The organism is Siccibacter colletis (genome assembly GCF_000696575.1).
In the GTDB taxonomy this organism is placed as follows: Bacteria; Pseudomonadota; Gammaproteobacteria; order Enterobacterales; family Enterobacteriaceae; genus Siccibacter; species Siccibacter colletis.
This window is the reverse complement of sequence record NZ_JMSQ01000039.1, coordinates 218,325-232,383: the sequence shown is the minus strand read 5'-3', so window position 1 is coordinate 232,383 and position 14,059 is coordinate 218,325. Positions and strand designations below refer to the sequence as shown.

Annotated in this window: 13 protein-coding genes and 1 riboswitch; of the genes, 6 read left to right on the top strand and 7 right to left on the bottom strand. The window is 61.2% G+C overall.

Annotated elements, in window-relative coordinates:
- Together moaB and moaA are read right to left on the bottom strand one after the other, a co-directional pair.
- Positions 1 to 513 (bottom strand): molybdenum cofactor biosynthesis protein B, encoded by a 513-nt coding sequence (gene moaB, locus ET34_RS0120060; RefSeq protein ID WP_031525029.1) that lies wholly within the window; start codon positions 511 to 513, stop codon positions 1 to 3.
- A 20-nt stretch (positions 514 to 533) separates the two neighbouring features.
- Complete coding sequence (gene moaA / locus ET34_RS0120055) at positions 534 to 1,523, bottom strand: GTP 3',8-cyclase MoaA (protein WP_031525027.1); 990 nt, start codon at positions 1,521 to 1,523, stop codon at positions 534 to 536.
- Positions 1,511 to 1,642: riboswitch (molybdenum cofactor riboswitch) on the bottom strand. Its footprint overlaps the gene before it by 13 nt.
- A gap of 224 nt (positions 1,643 to 1,866) precedes the next feature.
- On the opposite strand from moaA, the gene yvcK reads away from it, so the two are divergent.
- The gene (gene yvcK / locus ET34_RS0120050) at positions 1,867 to 2,775 is read left to right on the top strand and encodes a uridine diphosphate-N-acetylglucosamine-binding protein YvcK (RefSeq protein WP_031525026.1); all 909 of its coding nucleotides are present in this window, start codon (positions 1,867 to 1,869) and stop codon (positions 2,773 to 2,775) included.
- 42 nt (positions 2,776 to 2,817) lie between these two features.
- Here yvcK and uvrB read toward each other — a convergent pair whose 3' ends face one another.
- Complete coding sequence (gene uvrB, locus ET34_RS0120045) at positions 2,818 to 4,836, bottom strand: excinuclease ABC subunit UvrB (RefSeq protein ID WP_031525024.1); 2,019 nt, start codon at positions 4,834 to 4,836, stop codon at positions 2,818 to 2,820.
- An 857-nt stretch (positions 4,837 to 5,693) separates the two neighbouring features.
- On the opposite strand from uvrB, the gene ET34_RS0120040 reads away from it, so the two are divergent.
- Positions 5,694 to 6,404, top strand: a complete 711-nt coding sequence (locus ET34_RS0120040) for an ABC transporter ATP-binding protein (RefSeq protein ID WP_031525022.1) — start codon at positions 5,694 to 5,696, stop codon at positions 6,402 to 6,404.
- Here ET34_RS0120040 and bioD read toward each other — a convergent pair.
- From bioD to bioB, 4 genes are read right to left on the bottom strand one after another with little or no spacing between them, the layout of a single operon-like run.
- The gene (gene bioD, locus ET34_RS0120035) at positions 6,401 to 7,081 is read right to left on the bottom strand and encodes a dethiobiotin synthase (RefSeq protein ID WP_031525020.1); all 681 of its coding nucleotides are present in this window, start codon (positions 7,079 to 7,081) and stop codon (positions 6,401 to 6,403) included. The two genes, ET34_RS0120040 and bioD, sit on opposite strands and share 4 nt — an antisense overlap.
- On the bottom strand, positions 7,074 to 7,832 hold the full coding sequence (gene bioC, locus ET34_RS0120030) for a malonyl-ACP O-methyltransferase BioC (RefSeq protein ID WP_031525018.1): 759 nt from the start codon (positions 7,830 to 7,832) through the stop codon (positions 7,074 to 7,076). The genes bioD and bioC overlap by 8 nt, the downstream gene beginning before the upstream one ends.
- On the bottom strand, positions 7,813 to 8,967 hold the full coding sequence (gene bioF / locus ET34_RS0120025; RefSeq protein ID WP_031525015.1) for an 8-amino-7-oxononanoate synthase: 1,155 nt from the start codon (positions 8,965 to 8,967) through the stop codon (positions 7,813 to 7,815). The genes bioC and bioF overlap by 20 nt, the downstream gene beginning before the upstream one ends.
- Positions 8,964 to 10,004 (bottom strand): biotin synthase BioB, encoded by a 1,041-nt coding sequence (gene bioB, locus ET34_RS0120020; RefSeq protein ID WP_031525014.1) that lies wholly within the window; start codon positions 10,002 to 10,004, stop codon positions 8,964 to 8,966. Before bioB ends, bioF begins: the two co-directional genes overlap by 4 nt.
- 68 nt (positions 10,005 to 10,072) lie before the next feature.
- On the opposite strand from bioB, the gene bioA reads away from it, so the two are divergent.
- From bioA to ET34_RS0120000, 4 genes are all read left to right on the top strand, one after another.
- A complete protein-coding gene (gene bioA / locus ET34_RS0120015; protein WP_051640585.1) occupies positions 10,073 to 11,380 on the top strand; it encodes an adenosylmethionine--8-amino-7-oxononanoate transaminase in 1,308 nt (435 codons plus the stop codon).
- Between the two features lie 57 nt (positions 11,381 to 11,437).
- Complete coding sequence (locus ET34_RS0120010; protein WP_031525010.1) at positions 11,438 to 12,118, top strand: type 1 glutamine amidotransferase domain-containing protein; 681 nt, start codon at positions 11,438 to 11,440, stop codon at positions 12,116 to 12,118.
- Between the two features lie 15 nt (positions 12,119 to 12,133).
- Entirely contained in the window at positions 12,134 to 12,610 is a 477-nt protein-coding gene (locus ET34_RS0120005; protein WP_031525008.1) for a kinase inhibitor, read from the top strand.
- Between the two features lie 119 nt (positions 12,611 to 12,729).
- The gene (locus ET34_RS0120000) at positions 12,730 to 14,040 is read left to right on the top strand and encodes a putative acyl-CoA thioester hydrolase (RefSeq protein ID WP_031525006.1); all 1,311 of its coding nucleotides are present in this window, start codon (positions 12,730 to 12,732) and stop codon (positions 14,038 to 14,040) included.
- The last annotated feature ends 19 nt before the right edge of the window (positions 14,041 to 14,059 follow it).

Here is a 14,059-nt window from a genome sequence, read left to right as displayed (position 1 = left end):
CTATCTCTTCAGGTGGGGATGGAAATTACAGGGGCGGGTTCGGGCATCGAGCTGCGGCGCGATGATGTTTTCCCAGGCGGTGGTGCAGGCTTTGGTCGAACCGGGCATCACGAAAATCAGCGTGCGGTTAGCCACGCCCGCCAGCGCCCGCGACTGCAGCGTCGAGGTGCCGATCTCTTCATACGAGAGCATGCGGAACACTTCGCCGAACCCTTCAACTTCGCGGTCAAACAGCGGCAGCAGCGCTTCCGGTGCCTGGTCGCCTTCGGTAAAGCCGGTGCCGCCATTTACCAGCACCACCTGCACCTCATCATGGGCAATCCAGGCGGAGACCTGCGCGCGGATGGCGTAGCGGTTCTCTTTCACGATGGCGTTGTCCACCACCAGATGCCCGGCGTCGGTCGCGGCGTCGCGCAGATAGTGGCCGGAGGTATCGTCTTCGTCCGTGCGGCGGTTAGACACCGTCAGAATAGCGATATTAAGCGGAATAAATTCAGCGCTGGGCTGGCTCATGATCTCTCCTTGCGGCGCGGTTAGCCGCCGATATACGACAGGTTCTGGGTGATGCCGGTATTGCCCTGATGCAGGAAGTGCGTCTGCTTTTTGTGGCTGAGCGCCCCGGCAATGCGGGCTTCCAGCGCAGCCTGCTGGCTGTCGTCCTGCAGCAGCTCGCGAAGATCCACCCCGCCATCGCCGAACAGGCACAGGTGCAGCTTGCCGACAGACGACACGCGCAGGCGATTGCAGCTGGCGCAGAAATCTTTTTCGTAGGGCATGATGAGGCCGATTTCACCGGCGTAGTCCGGGTGGCAAAACACCTGCGCCGGGCCATCGCTGCGGCTGCGCAGCTGGCGGATCCAGCCGCGACGCAGCAGCTCATCGCGCAGCACCGCGCCGGAGAGGTGATGCTTGCGGAACAGCTCGCTGCCCTCGCCGGTCTCCATCAGTTCGATAAAGCGTAACTGAATCGGGCGCGGCTGGATCCAGTTAAGGAAGGTGTCGAGCTGGTGATGGTTCACGTCGCGCATCAATACGGTATTGACCTTCACCCGCTCAAAACCGGCGTCAAAGGCGGCATCGATGCCGGCCATCACCTGATGGAATTTGTCCTGACCGGTGATGGCGTGAAACTGACGCGCGTCGAGGCTGTCGACGCTGACGTTAATGGCGGTCAGACCGGCATCGCGCCACTGCGCCACGTCGCGCGCCAGACGGTAGCCGTTGGTGGTGACCGCAATCTGGCGGATGGCGGCGTTTTCACGCACCGCCGCAATCACATCGGTGAAATCGCGGCGCAGCGAGGGTTCGCCACCGGTGAGGCGCACTTTCTCAGTGCCGAGCGCGGCAAAGGTGCGGGTCACCCGACGAATTTCATCGAGATTCAGAAAGCTTTTATTGGTGACGCCGCCGGGCTTGTAGCCATCCGGCAGACAGTAGGTGCAACGAAAGTTGCAGACGTCGGTGATCGACAGACGTAAGTAATAAAACTTACGCGCAAATGCGTCAGTGAGTTGTGAGACCATGTACACCTTTCCAGTTCGGGAGGCACAGCTATTTCTGGCTGTACCCTGGTGGCTTATGCCACGGCCAGCGCGCCATATCCGAAGACCCAGGCGTGAAGGCTAGAGTGTTGTTTCATCAGTAAATGAAACAGGTAACTGCAATAGTAGCGCGTAAGCGAAGGTTGAACCATCGGCTTTTTCGCTATGTAAATATTTATATAACGAGCTTATTGCAGCAATTCTCAGCAGAATACGTGAAAGCAAATGAATTGCCATGATATGCATCATTTTACGCTGGTGACGGTTAGTTTTTTAACGTAATTTGCGCTACCGTAGCAGCGTCAGTCAGTGATAAGGATTTTCTATGCGTAATCGCACGTTTGCGGATCTCGACCGCGTTGTCGCTTTGGGCGGCGGGCACGGTCTCGGGCGCGTCATGTCATCTCTCTCTTCCCTCGGTTCGCGCCTGACCGGTATCGTCACCACCACCGATAACGGCGGTTCTACCGGACGCATTCGCCGCTCCGAAGGCGGGATCGCCTGGGGCGATATGCGCAACTGTCTGAACCAGTTAATTACCGAACCGAGCGTCGCCTCGGCGATGTTTGAGTATCGTTTTGGCGGGAATGGTGAACTTTCCGGGCATAACCTCGGAAATCTGATGTTAAAGGCGCTGGATCACCTGAGCGTGCGGCCTCTCGAAGCCATCAATATCATTCGTAACCTGCTGAAGGTGGATGCGTTTTTGATCCCGATGTCAGAGCATCCGGTGGATCTGATGGCGCTGGATGCGGAAGGCAATCATGTATACGGCGAGGTGAGCGTGGACGCGCTGGAGCTGCCGCCGACGGAGCTGATGCTCTACCCACCTGCGCCCGCCACCCGGGAGGCGGTCGATGCGATTGCCGAAGCGGACTTAATTCTGATTGGCCCCGGCAGCTTTTACACCAGCCTGATCCCCCTGCTGCTGCTGCCCGATCTTGCTCAGGCGCTGCGGCGCACCCCTGCCCCGGTGGTTTACATCGGTAATCTTGGTCGCGAGCTGAGTCCGGCGGCGGCGAGCCTGGCGCTGCATGAGAAGCTGGCGCTGATGGAACAGTACGTCGGCAAGAAAATCATTGATGCGGTGGTGGTCGGTCCGAAAGTGGACGTCAGCGGTATTGAAGGGCGCCTGGTGATCCAGGAGCCGCTGGAGGCCTCGGACGTGCCCTATCGCCACGACCGGCACCTGCTGCGCGCTGCGCTGGAAAAAGCGATTCAGGAACTGGGATAAGTACCCCCTCCCGCGGCGGGAGAGGGTCTCCGGGAGCAGGACTCAGGAGGCGGCGATAAACAGCTCGCGTAGCTGATGCAGTTTGTCGCGCAGCTCGGCGGCCTGCTCGAACTCGAGGTTCTGGGCCGCCTCCAGCATCTGGGTTTCCAGCTGCTGGATCTTCTGGCTCAGCGCCTTCGGCGTCAGCGCCAGTTCATCATCCTCAACGATCACCGGACGTGACTTACCGCGCCCTTTGGCTTTGGTTTTCGCCAGCCCTTCGCCCAGTTGCAGGATGTCCACCACCTTCTTGTTCAGGCCCTGCGGCACAATGCCGTGCTCTTCGTTGTACTTCTGCTGCTTCTCACGGCGACGCTCGGTTTCGCTAATCGCCTTCGCCATTGACGGTGTGATCTTATCGCCATAAAGAATGGCTTTACCGTTGACGTTACGCGCCGCACGGCCGATGGTCTGGATCAGCGAACGTTCCGAACGCAGGAAGCCCTCTTTGTCAGCATCCAGAATGGCAACCAGCGAGACTTCCGGCATATCCAGCCCCTCACGCAGCAGGTTGATACCCACCAGCACGTCAAACTCGCCGAGGCGCAGGTCGCGAATAATCTCCATGCGCTCCACGGTATCGATATCCGAGTGCAGATAGCGCACCTTCTCGCCGTGCTCCTCCAGGTATTCGGTTAAGTCCTCGGCCATACGCTTGGTCAGGGTAGTGACCAGCACGCGCTCGTTAATGGCGACGCGCTTGCGGATCTCTGAGAGCAGATCATCCACCTGGGTCGCTACCGGACGCACTTCGATAATCGGGTCGAGCAGACCGGTCGGACGCACCACCTGATCCACGATTTCAGTGCCGGATTTTTCCAGCTCATAGTTGCCAGGCGTTGCCGAGACGTAAATGGTTTGCGGTGCCAGCGCCTCGAACTCTTCAAATTTCATCGGACGGTTATCCAGCGCCGACGGCAGGCGGAAGCCGTATTCCACCAGCGTCTCTTTACGCGCCCGGTCGCCGCGGTACATGCCGCCAATCTGCGGAATGGTAACGTGGGATTCGTCCACCACCAGCAGGCCATCGGCAGGCAGGTAGTCAAACAGCGTCGGCGGCGCTTCGCCCGGCCCACGCCCGGAGAGGTAACGCGAGTAGTTTTCGATGCCCGAGCAGTAGCCCAGCTCGTTCATCATCTCCAGATCGAACTGGGTGCGCTGGGTCAGGCGCTGCTCTTCCAGCAGCTTGTTGTTTTCCAGCAGCGTCTTACGGCGGTCCGCCAGATCGACTTTGATCTCTTCCATCGCCTGCACGATGCGCTCGCGCGGCGTCACGTAGTGGGTTTTTGGGTAGACGGTAAAGCGCTGGATCACGGATTCAACATGGCCGGTGAGCGGGTCGAACAGCGACAGGCGCTCTACTTCCTCGTCGAACAGCTCAACGCGCAGCGCGAAATCGTCAGATTCCGCCGGGAAGATATCAATCACCTCGCCGCGCACCCGGAAGGTGCCGCGCTGGAACGCCTGATCGTTACGCCCGTACTGCAGCTCTGCCAGCCGACGCACAATGGCGCGCTGGTCGATGATCATGCCTTTGGTCAGGTGCAGCATCATCTTCAGATAGAGGTCCGGATCGCCCAGACCGTAGATGGCCGACACCGACGCCACCACGACAACGTCACGACGCTCCAGCAGCGCTTTGGTCGCGGAGAGACGCATCTGCTCGATGTGCTCGTTCACCGACGAATCCTTCTCGATAAAGGTGTCGGAGCTCGGCACGTAGGCTTCGGGCTGGTAGTAGTCGTAGTAGGAGACGAAATACTCCACCGCGTTATCCGGGAAGAACTCTTTCATCTCGCCGTACAGCTGCGCCGCCAGGGTTTTGTTCGGGGCCAGCACCATCGTGGGGCGCTGCAGGTCGGCAATAACGTTGGCCACGGTAAAAGTCTTACCCGAACCGGTCACGCCAAGCAGCGTCTGATGGGCCAGGCCATCCTCCAGCCCCTCTTTCAGGCGACGAATCGCCTCAGGCTGGTCACCTGACGGGCGGAAGGCGGAATTTAGTTTGAACGGTTTACTCATGGATGGCTACCTGATGACGATGTGCGCGGGCCGAGGGGTAATTTTACTCGCCATGCTATATTTTGCCAGTAAATTATACTGGATGGAAATCCAGTATCGGGTGACAGGATGTGCGTTATCGCGTTAAAACATGGCCCGGTTGGGCGGGCTATTTCTTCTCTGGCGATATAAAACACCAGGCCAACGGTTTATCCCCAGAAAAAGTTGCCTTTTAACATTTGTCAAGGATGCATATAAAAGTTTCATGACAGGCGATGACACTTTTCTTACAGCCATTGCTTTTAATTAACGTGCTGATATTAAATAGTTTTTAAAAAAAGGCGGCTTTCGAGCCAATTCAGGCGTAACCCGCGTCCGCTCTCGCTTGTCGCATGTTTTCTAACTCTAATACACAAGGTTATCCACAGGAATAGTGGATAACTCAACCCGAGCCAGAGTGCTACTGCCCGCAAAAGATCCCGCTGGTTTGCGCAACGCGCCGCAAAAAAAAATTTATAGCAAAATTTTGCCGGTCTCACGCCCCGTTTCCGGCAATAGCTGCTAGCCGGTAAACGCGGATCAAAAGCGATCCTTTTTTCCTGATTCTGGTGCGTCTGCACCACCATACCGCGCGTTCAGGCTCGCTACGGGTGCAGCGCCGCCAGCCGTCTGCACGAACATGCAGCACCCGGCTGCTTTTTTGTCGGTTTTGTCCCAAATAACGCTAACCCGCTGGTGATTTATCCGTGCTGGCAAGGGAATTGCAGAACTCTGTTCCTGGAACTCAATGCCGCCCGTGGGGCAAGGCGCAGGATGCCGGGTATCCGGGTTAGCAGCGGCCACGCCGCCTGAAGTCCCTCACCGAATAAGGAGTCAGCATGTTGAGTTTACGCGCGGTTAATCACTACTACGGCACGCATCACAGCCTGTGGAATGTCGATCTTGAGCTGCTTCCCGGGGAGTGCACCTGCGTGACCGGGCTGCCCGGAATGGGGAAAACCACCCTGCTGAACTGCATTGCCGGCCATCTGCCGGTGGAGAGCGGCAGCATCCTCTGGCACGACGCCGGCAAGCCGGCCCGGGACCTTAATGGGGTGAGCGCGGAGGCGCGCATGGCGCTGGGTATCAGTTACGTTCCCGAGGACCGACGCATCTTTTCACGGCTGACGGTGGAGGAAAATCTGCAGCTGGCGATGATGGCGGCTACCGGGCAGCCGCAGGCGATCCCGGGAGATATCTTCGATCTGTTTCCTGAGCTGTACGGTTTGCGACAGCGGCGCGGTGCCGAGCTGGAAGAGGAGAGTCTGCATCAGCTCAGCCTCGCCCGGGCGCTGGTGACCCGCCCGCGGCTGCTGATCCTTGACGAGCCAACCCGAGGGATTGGGCACAATATGATGCAGACGCTGTGCGCGGTGATCGTGCGCCTGAATCGCGAACTGGGGCTGACGGTGCTGCTAGTCGAGCAGCGGCTGTCGTTTATCCGCCACGTCGCTGACCGCTTCTGTCTGCTGCATCGCGGACGCAACGTGGCGCAGGGGAGCGTCGCCCAGCTGGATGACAAGCTGCTGGCGCACTGGATGGTGCCTTAGCGCAGCCCGTCCAGTTGCAGGTAGCGGCCCACGTCCTGCTGCTCCGCCTCGCCGCCCAGCCACGGGATCTCCCCGAGGAACGGGGCGTCGATCTTCTGGCGCAGCGTGGTGAGGTATTCTGCATGGCGTTTACCCTGTGCTACCACATCGTTGGCGATCCAGCCTGCCAGCGGCAGCCCGGCGCTGCGCACCGCCTGAGCGGTAAGCATGGCGTGGTTGATACACCCGAGCTTCACCCCCACCACCAGGATCACCGGCAGCTGCTCGCTGACCGCCCAGTCAGCGAAAGTCTGGCTGGCGGAGAGCGGTGTAAACCAGCCGCCCGCCCCTTCCACCAGCACCCAGTCGGCCTGACGCTCGAGTTCCCGCAATCCGTGTGACATTGCGGTAAAGTCGAGCGGCACACCCAGCTCGGCGCTGAGAATATGCGGCGAGGTCGGCTCTTCAAACACGTAAGGATTAACCTGCTCGTAGGCCAGCGCCACGCTGCTGTTGCGCTGCAGGGCCAGCGCATCGCCGTTGCGGATGCCGTCCGGAGTGCGTTCGCTGCCGGAGGCCACCGGCTTGAAACCGGCAGTACGATACCCGCGCTGCGTCGCAGCCTGCAGCAGCGCGCAGCTGGCGACGGTTTTACCGACCTCGGTGTCGGTCCCGGTGACGAAATAACGTTTAGTCACGATGTAGTACTCCAAAAATCAGATGATAACTGAGGGTCAGGCCGTGCGCGTCCCGGGGCCAGGCCGCCTCAAGCCGGGCCAGACGCTGGCGCGTCAGCAGGCCGCCGTCGCGCCCGTCGTGCAGATGCGTTGCCCCGATGCCCTTCAGCGAACGCATGGCGCTAAGCGCGTCCGGGAAATGCAGCGTCACCGTCTCCTGGTGCAGCTGATGGTGCGGCGTCGGACACGCGGCAGCTATTGCCTCAGCAGCAAGAAACTGGTTGGCGTGCGGGCGCGCATCAACGCTTTGCCAGGCGGTATGCAGCTCGTGCAATGAGCCCGCGGCGAGCGTCGAGAAACCAACCACCCCGCCAGGGCGCGTTACCCGATACAGCTCCGCCAGCCCGTCGGCGAGGCGGGTGCACCACTGCACCGCCAGATTGCTCCAGACCAGATCGAACCGCGACTCGCTCAGCGGGATATGCTCAATGTCGCCTTCAACAAAGTGATGCGCCGTGCGGTGGCGCTGGGCGTGGGCCAACATCAGCGGTGAGAGGTCAAGCGCGGTCACTTCACAGCCCTGCTGCATCCAGTGGCGGCTGAACCAGCCGGTGCCGCATCCGGCATCCAGCACGCGCCGCCCTTTCAGCGCCGGGAGATGGGCGATCAGGCGCTCGCCGCTGATGCGCTGCAGATCGGCAAAGCGATCGTAGCTCGCCGCTGCCCGACCAAACGCCGCGGCAACGGCCTGCTTATCTACCGGCTGCGTCATGAAGCGTCTCCAGCAGAGTGTCGATGTCCTCATCCTCATGGGCGGCGGTGAGGGTGATGCGCAGCCGCGCCGTGCCCGGTGGCACCGTCGGCGGGCGAATGGCGCTGCACCAGATGCCGCGCTCGCGCAGCGTCGCGGAGAGTGCGAGCGCCGCGTGATTATCCCCGACGATCAGCGGCTGGATGGCGGTGTGCGAAGCAGCCAGCTGCCAGGGAAGCTGCTGCGCGCCGTCGCGAAAACGCTGAATGTGACGCGTCAGCCTGGCACGCAGGGCATCCCCCTGCTGCACGCAATTCAGCGCGGCATGCAGCGCCACTGCCTGGGCCGGCGGCATCGCCGTGCTGTAGATCAGATGGCGGGCAAACTGCTCGAAATAGCAGGCGAGGCTCTCGCTGCACAGCACCGCTGCGCCGCTGACGCCAAAGCCTTTACCGAAGGTGACCACCAGCAGTTCAGGGTGGATCCCTGCGGCATTACAGCTTCCCCGCCCCTGCTCGCCCAGCACGCCGATACCGTGCGCGTCATCCACCATCAGCCAGGCCTGCGCCTCACGGCTCACGGCGGCGATCTCTGCCAGCGGGGCGCTGTCGCCGTCCATACTGAACACCCCTTCAGTGACCACCAGCTGCTGCCCGTCACAGGGCTTCGCCAGCGCCGCGCGCAGGGCAACAGCATCGTTGTGACGAAAGCGCGTGAGGGTCGCCGGGCTGAGGTGCGCCGCCTCCAGCAGCGAGGCGTGGCTCAGCCGATCCGCGACAATGCGATCGGGCTTTTGCGCCAGGGCCGCAATCACTGCCTGATTAGCAGCGAAGCCGGAGATAAACAGCAGCGCGCGCGGATAGCCGAGCCAGTCGGCCAGCGCCTGCTCCAGCCCGGCGTGCGCCTCGCTGTAGCCGGTTACGTGCCCGGAGGCACCGCTGCCAACGCCGTAGCGCGCCGCCCCCTGCTGCCAGCCAGCGATCACCGCCGGATGCTGGCTCAGGCCGAGATAGTCATTGCTGGCGAAGTTCAGCCAGCGCTGCCCGTCCTGGAGGCACCAGCGTCCGGCCCCCTGGTGATTAGCGGTCCGGGTGCGCAGCAGGCCGTGCTGACGGCGCTGCTCCAGCGCCTCGTCAATACGCGCCTGCCAGCTCACAGCGCCGCCGCGTTATAGAACTGGTCGGTATCGGCGTTACGCAGCCTGTCTACCAGCTGCGCCTGCTGCTCGTTGTCCCCCGCCTCAACGTGGGTCTGGGCCGGGTTCAGGCCCAGTTTACGGAACAGCTGCAGATCCTTGTCCTCTTCCGGGTTCGGGGTGGTCAGCAGCTTGCAGCCATAGAAGATCGAGTTGGCCCCGGCCATAAAGCACATCGCCTGGGTCTGCTCGCTCATCTGCTCGCGGCCGGCAGAGAGGCGCACGAAGGAGGTCGGCATCATGATGCGCGCCACCGCGATAGTGCGGATGAAATCGAACGGATCGACATCGTCATTATTGGCCAGCGGCGTTCCTTTCACCTTCACCAGCATGTTGATCGGCACGCTCTCCGGCGGCGTCGGCAGATTTGCCAGCTGCATCAGCAGCCCGGCGCGATCGGTAACGGTTTCACCCAGGCCGACGATACCGCCGGAGCACACCTTAATCCCGGCATCGCGCACTTTGTCCAGCGTGTCGAGACGCTCCTGATAAGAGCGGGTGGTGATGATATTGCCGTAGAACTCCGGCGAGGTGTCGAGGTTGTGGTTGTAGTAGTCCAGCCCGGCGGAGGCCAGGCGCTGCGCCTGCGTCTCTTCCAGCGTGCCGAGCGTCATGCAGGTCTCAAGCCCGAGCGCTTTCACCCCCTGCACCATCTGCTCCAGGTAAGGCATATCGCGCTCGTGCGGGTTTTTCCACGCTGCGCCCATGCAGAAGCGGGTTGAACCAGCGGCTTTGGCTTTCTGCGCCGATTCCAGCACCTGCTCCACTTCCATCAGACGTTCGGCCTCCAGACCCGTCTTGTAGCGCGAGCTTTGCGGGCAGTATTTGCAGTCTTCCGGGCAGGCACCGGTCTTGATTGACAGCAACGTGCTGACCTGAACGTGCTGCGGGTCGAAGTGCTGGCGATGAACCTGCTGCGCTTCAAACAGCAGTTCCAGCAGTGGTTTATCGAATAATTCAGTAACTTGCGACAAAGTCCAGCGTAAACGGTGAGCCATCGGGCGTCTCCAAAGGGTGTTGTTCATGTTGATTTCGGTGTAGTATCGTAAACCTAAATGTTTTCACTTTGGTTTACAAGTCACGTATGACACCCGACGATCTTGCCTTTGACCAGCGCCATATCTGGCACCCCTATACCTCAATGACCGCCCCGCTGCCGGTCTACCCGGTGGTTGCAGCACGCGGCTGCGAACTGGAACTTGCCGGCGGCGAGTTGCTGGTGGACGGTATGTCCTCCTGGTGGGCGGCGATCCACGGCTATAACCACCCGCGCCTCAACGCGGCGATGAAATACCAGATTGACGCCATGTCGCACGTCATGTTTGGCGGCATCACGCATCCGCCTGCCGTGGCGCTGTGCCGTAAGCTGGTGGCGATGACCCCGGCCCCGCTGGAGTGCGTGTTCCTCGCCGATTCCGGCTCGGTGGCGGTAGAAGTGGCGATGAAAATGGCGCTGCAGTACTGGCACGCCCGGGGTGAACCGCGCCAGCGTTTTATGACGCTGCGCCACGGCTACCACGGGGATACCTTCGGCGCGATGTCGGCCTGCGATCCGGATAACTCGATGCACAGCCTGTGGAAGGGTTACCTGCCGGAAAACCTGTTTGCACCGGCCCCCACCTGCGGGGTTGATGATGACTGGAACGAGCTGGACATCGTGCCGTTCGCCCGGCTGTTTGCCGCCCATCGCCATGAGCTGGCCGCAGTAATCCTGGAACCCATCGTGCAGGGCGCAGGCGGCATGCGCTTCTACCACCCGGAGTGGCTGAAGCGCATCCGTGCCATGTGCGATCGGGAGGGCGTGCTGCTGATCGCCGACGAAATCGCCACCGGCTTCGGGCGCACCGGCAAGCTGTTTGCCTGTGAACATGCCGGCATCGCCCCGGATATTCTCTGCCTTGGCAAGGCGCTGACCGGCGGCACCATGACCCTCTCCGCTACCCTCACCACCCGCAGCGTGGCGGACACCATCAGCAACGGCGAGGCGGGCTGCTTTATGCACGGCCCGACCTTTATGGGTAACCCGCTGGCCTGCGCCGTGGCGAACGAGAGCCTGGCGATACTGGAGAGCGGCGAGTGGCGCACCCAGGTTGCCGCCATCGAAAGCCAGCTGCGGGCGGAGCTGGCACCCTGCCGCGAAAGCCCGCAGGTACGTGACGTGCGCGTGCTGGGCGCTATCGGCGTGGTGGAAACGCACCAGCCGGTCAACATGGCGGCGCTGCAACGCTTTTTCGTCAGCCAGGGCGTGTGGATCCGGCCTTTCGGGCGGCTGATTTACCTGATGCCGCCGTATGTTATCTCTCCGGACCAGCTGGCGCGTTTGACCGCTGCCGTGGTTAACGCGGTTAACGACCCGGCGCTGTTTCAGAGTTAACCTCAGTCGGGGATGCACTACACTTCGGTAAGGCTTTTTACGACACCGGAGGTAAGCATGAAGATTCTGATGGTCCTGACATCCCACGATAAACTTGGCGACACCGGCAAACCGACGGGCTTCTGGCTCGAAGAGTTTGCCGCGCCCTGGTACGTGTTCCGCGATGCGGGTATCGAGGTGACGCTCGCGTCACCGGCTGGCGGCCAGCCGCCGCTGGATCCGAAAAGCGACGAGCCGGATGCGCAAACCGAGGCCACCGACCGCTTCCGCGCCGACAGCGCCGCGCAACAGACGCTGGCGTCTACCCATCGACTCAGTGAGATCAACCTCGACGAATACGATGCGGTGTTCTATCCCGGCGGCCACGGCCCGCTGTGGGATCTGGCGGAGGATCGCCACTCCATTGCCCTGATTGAAAAATACTGGGCCAGCGGCAAGCCGGTGGCGACGGTGTGTCACGCCCCGGGCGTGCTGCGCCATGCGAAAAAGCCGGACGGCACCCCGCTGGTTCAGGGGAAACGCGTCACCGGCTTTACCAACAGCGAAGAGGACGGCGTCGGGCTGACGAATGTGGTGCCATTCCTGGTAGAGGACGCGCTGAAGCAGAACGGCGGTCAGTTTGAGCGCACCGATGACTGGGGTGAATTCGCCATCACCGATGGTCATCTGATTACCGGCCAGAACCCGGCCTCGTCGGCTATCGCCGCGCAGGAGCTGGTGAAACTACTGAATCTGTAATGTGCAGGAGCTGCAATGAAGTTAATCAGTAATGATTTTAGCGACGGGGACAAGCTCCCCGCTCGCCACGTCTTTAACGGTATGGGTTACGAGGGCGACAATATCTCGCCCCATCTCGCCTGGGATGAAGTGCCGCCGGGGACTAAAAGCTTTGTCGTCACCTGCTACGATCCTGACGCGCCTACCGGCTCCGGCTGGTGGCACTGGGTGGTCGCCAATATTCCGGCGGATACCCGGGTGCTGCCGCAGGGGTCGGGGTCCGATCTGGTAGCGCTGCCCGAGGGCGCGATTCAGACCCGCACCGACTTTGGTTATGCGGGCTACGGCGGGGCTGCACCGCCGAAAGGGGAAACCCACCGCTACATTTTCACCCTGCACGCGCTGGACGTGGAGCGCCTCGACGTCGATGAAAATGCCAGCGGCGCGATGGTTGGGTTTAACGTTCATTTCCACGCCCTGGCGAGCGCCACGCTGACCGCGCTGTGGATCTGAGATATTTTGTTACTTATGGAAGCCGGTTTGTACAAATCGGCTTCCCGTTTGGCTCAACTTAGTATAAAAAGGCTGGTTTCTCAGGTACCTCTTTTTAACTTGCATAGCTGGAGCCACCCTTGAACATATTTCCGGTATCCCGTCTGGCGCTGATGCTTGCTGTCGGCGTGACACTGACCGCGTGCAGCTCAATGCCGGCGGACCAACGTCCGTCCGAACAGCACGCCCCTGGCACCGCGTCACGTCCGGTATTAACCGCTGACGAAGCGCAGAACTTCACCGCCGCCCGCTACTTTGCCTCTACCAATCCGAATGCGGCCCCGTGGTCCCCTTATGCCATTCGTCTGCCTGCGCAGCCTGACTTTGTGGTCGGCCCGGCGGGTCAGAGCGGCGTAACCCACACCACCATTCAGGCTGCAGTTGATGCCGCCATTGCCCAGCGCTCCAGCCAGCGCGTCTATATTGCCGTTCAGCCCGGTGAATATCAGGGTACGGTCTATGTTCCGGCAGCTCCGGGCAGCATCACGCTGTATGGCCTCGGCGACAAACCGCTGGATGTGAAGATCGGCCTCGCGCTGGACTCCGAAATGGACCGCAACACCTGGCGTCGTACCGTGAATCCGTCCGGTAAGTACATGCCTGGCAAACCGGCCTGGTATATGTTCGATAACTGCCAGAACAGCCGCAACGCCACCGTCGGCGTGATGTGCTCAGCGGTAGTCTGGTCGCAGAACAGCGGTCTGCAGCTGCAGAACCTGACCATCGAAAACAACCTCGGCGACAGCGTCGATGCAGGTAACCACCAGGCGGTGGCGCTGCGCAGCGACGGCGATAAAGTGCAGATCGACAAGGTCAACATTCTGGGTCGTCAGAACACCTTCCTGGTGACCAACAGCGACGTGCAGAACCGCTTCGTAACCAATCGCCAGACCCGTACCCTGGTCACCAACAGCTATATTGAAGGCGATGTGGACGTGGTAGCCGGTCGCGGCGCGGTGGTGTTTGATAACACCGAGTTCCACCTGGTGAACAGCCGTACCCAGCAGGAAGGCTACGTGTTTGCCCCGGCCACCCAGGCCAACATCTATTACGGTTTCCTCGCCACCAACAGCCGCTTCACCGCCGCGGGCGATAACGTTGCCCAGCTGGGCCGCGCCTGGGATCTGGAAGCGGGTGAAAACGGCTACGCGCCGGGCCAGACCGCTAACGGCCAGGTGGTGATCCGCGACAGCGTCATCAACGAAGGCTTTAACACCGCGAAACCCTGGGGCGATGCCGCCAGCTCGAAGCGTCCGTTTACCGGCAACGTCGGCACTCAGGATGACAAAGGCAACATCACCCGCGACCTGAACGACGCGAATGCTAACCGCATGTGGGAGTTCAACAACCGCGGCGTGGGCAGCGCCGTTGTCACCGAGCCGAAGCAGTAACGGTTCCCGGCACAAAAAA

Coding starts and splice junctions, on each gene's coding strand:
- moaB (WP_031525029.1), bottom strand. CDS start 513: ATGAGCCAGCCCAGCGCTGAATTTATTCCGCTTAATATCGCTATTCTG.
- moaA (WP_031525027.1), bottom strand. CDS start 1,523: ATGGTCTCACAACTCACTGACGCATTTGCGCGTAAGTTTTATTACTTA.
- yvcK (WP_031525026.1), top strand. CDS start 1,867: ATGCGTAATCGCACGTTTGCGGATCTCGACCGCGTTGTCGCTTTGGGC.
- uvrB (WP_031525024.1), bottom strand. CDS start 4,836: ATGAGTAAACCGTTCAAACTAAATTCCGCCTTCCGCCCGTCAGGTGAC.
- ET34_RS0120040 (WP_031525022.1), top strand. CDS start 5,694: ATGTTGAGTTTACGCGCGGTTAATCACTACTACGGCACGCATCACAGC.
- bioC (WP_031525018.1), bottom strand. CDS start 7,832: ATGACGCAGCCGGTAGATAAGCAGGCCGTTGCCGCGGCGTTTGGTCGG.
- bioB (WP_031525014.1), bottom strand. CDS start 10,004: ATGGCTCACCGTTTACGCTGGACTTTGTCGCAAGTTACTGAATTATTC.
- ET34_RS0120010 (WP_031525010.1), top strand. CDS start 11,438: ATGAAGATTCTGATGGTCCTGACATCCCACGATAAACTTGGCGACACC.
- ET34_RS0120005 (WP_031525008.1), top strand. CDS start 12,134: ATGAAGTTAATCAGTAATGATTTTAGCGACGGGGACAAGCTCCCCGCT.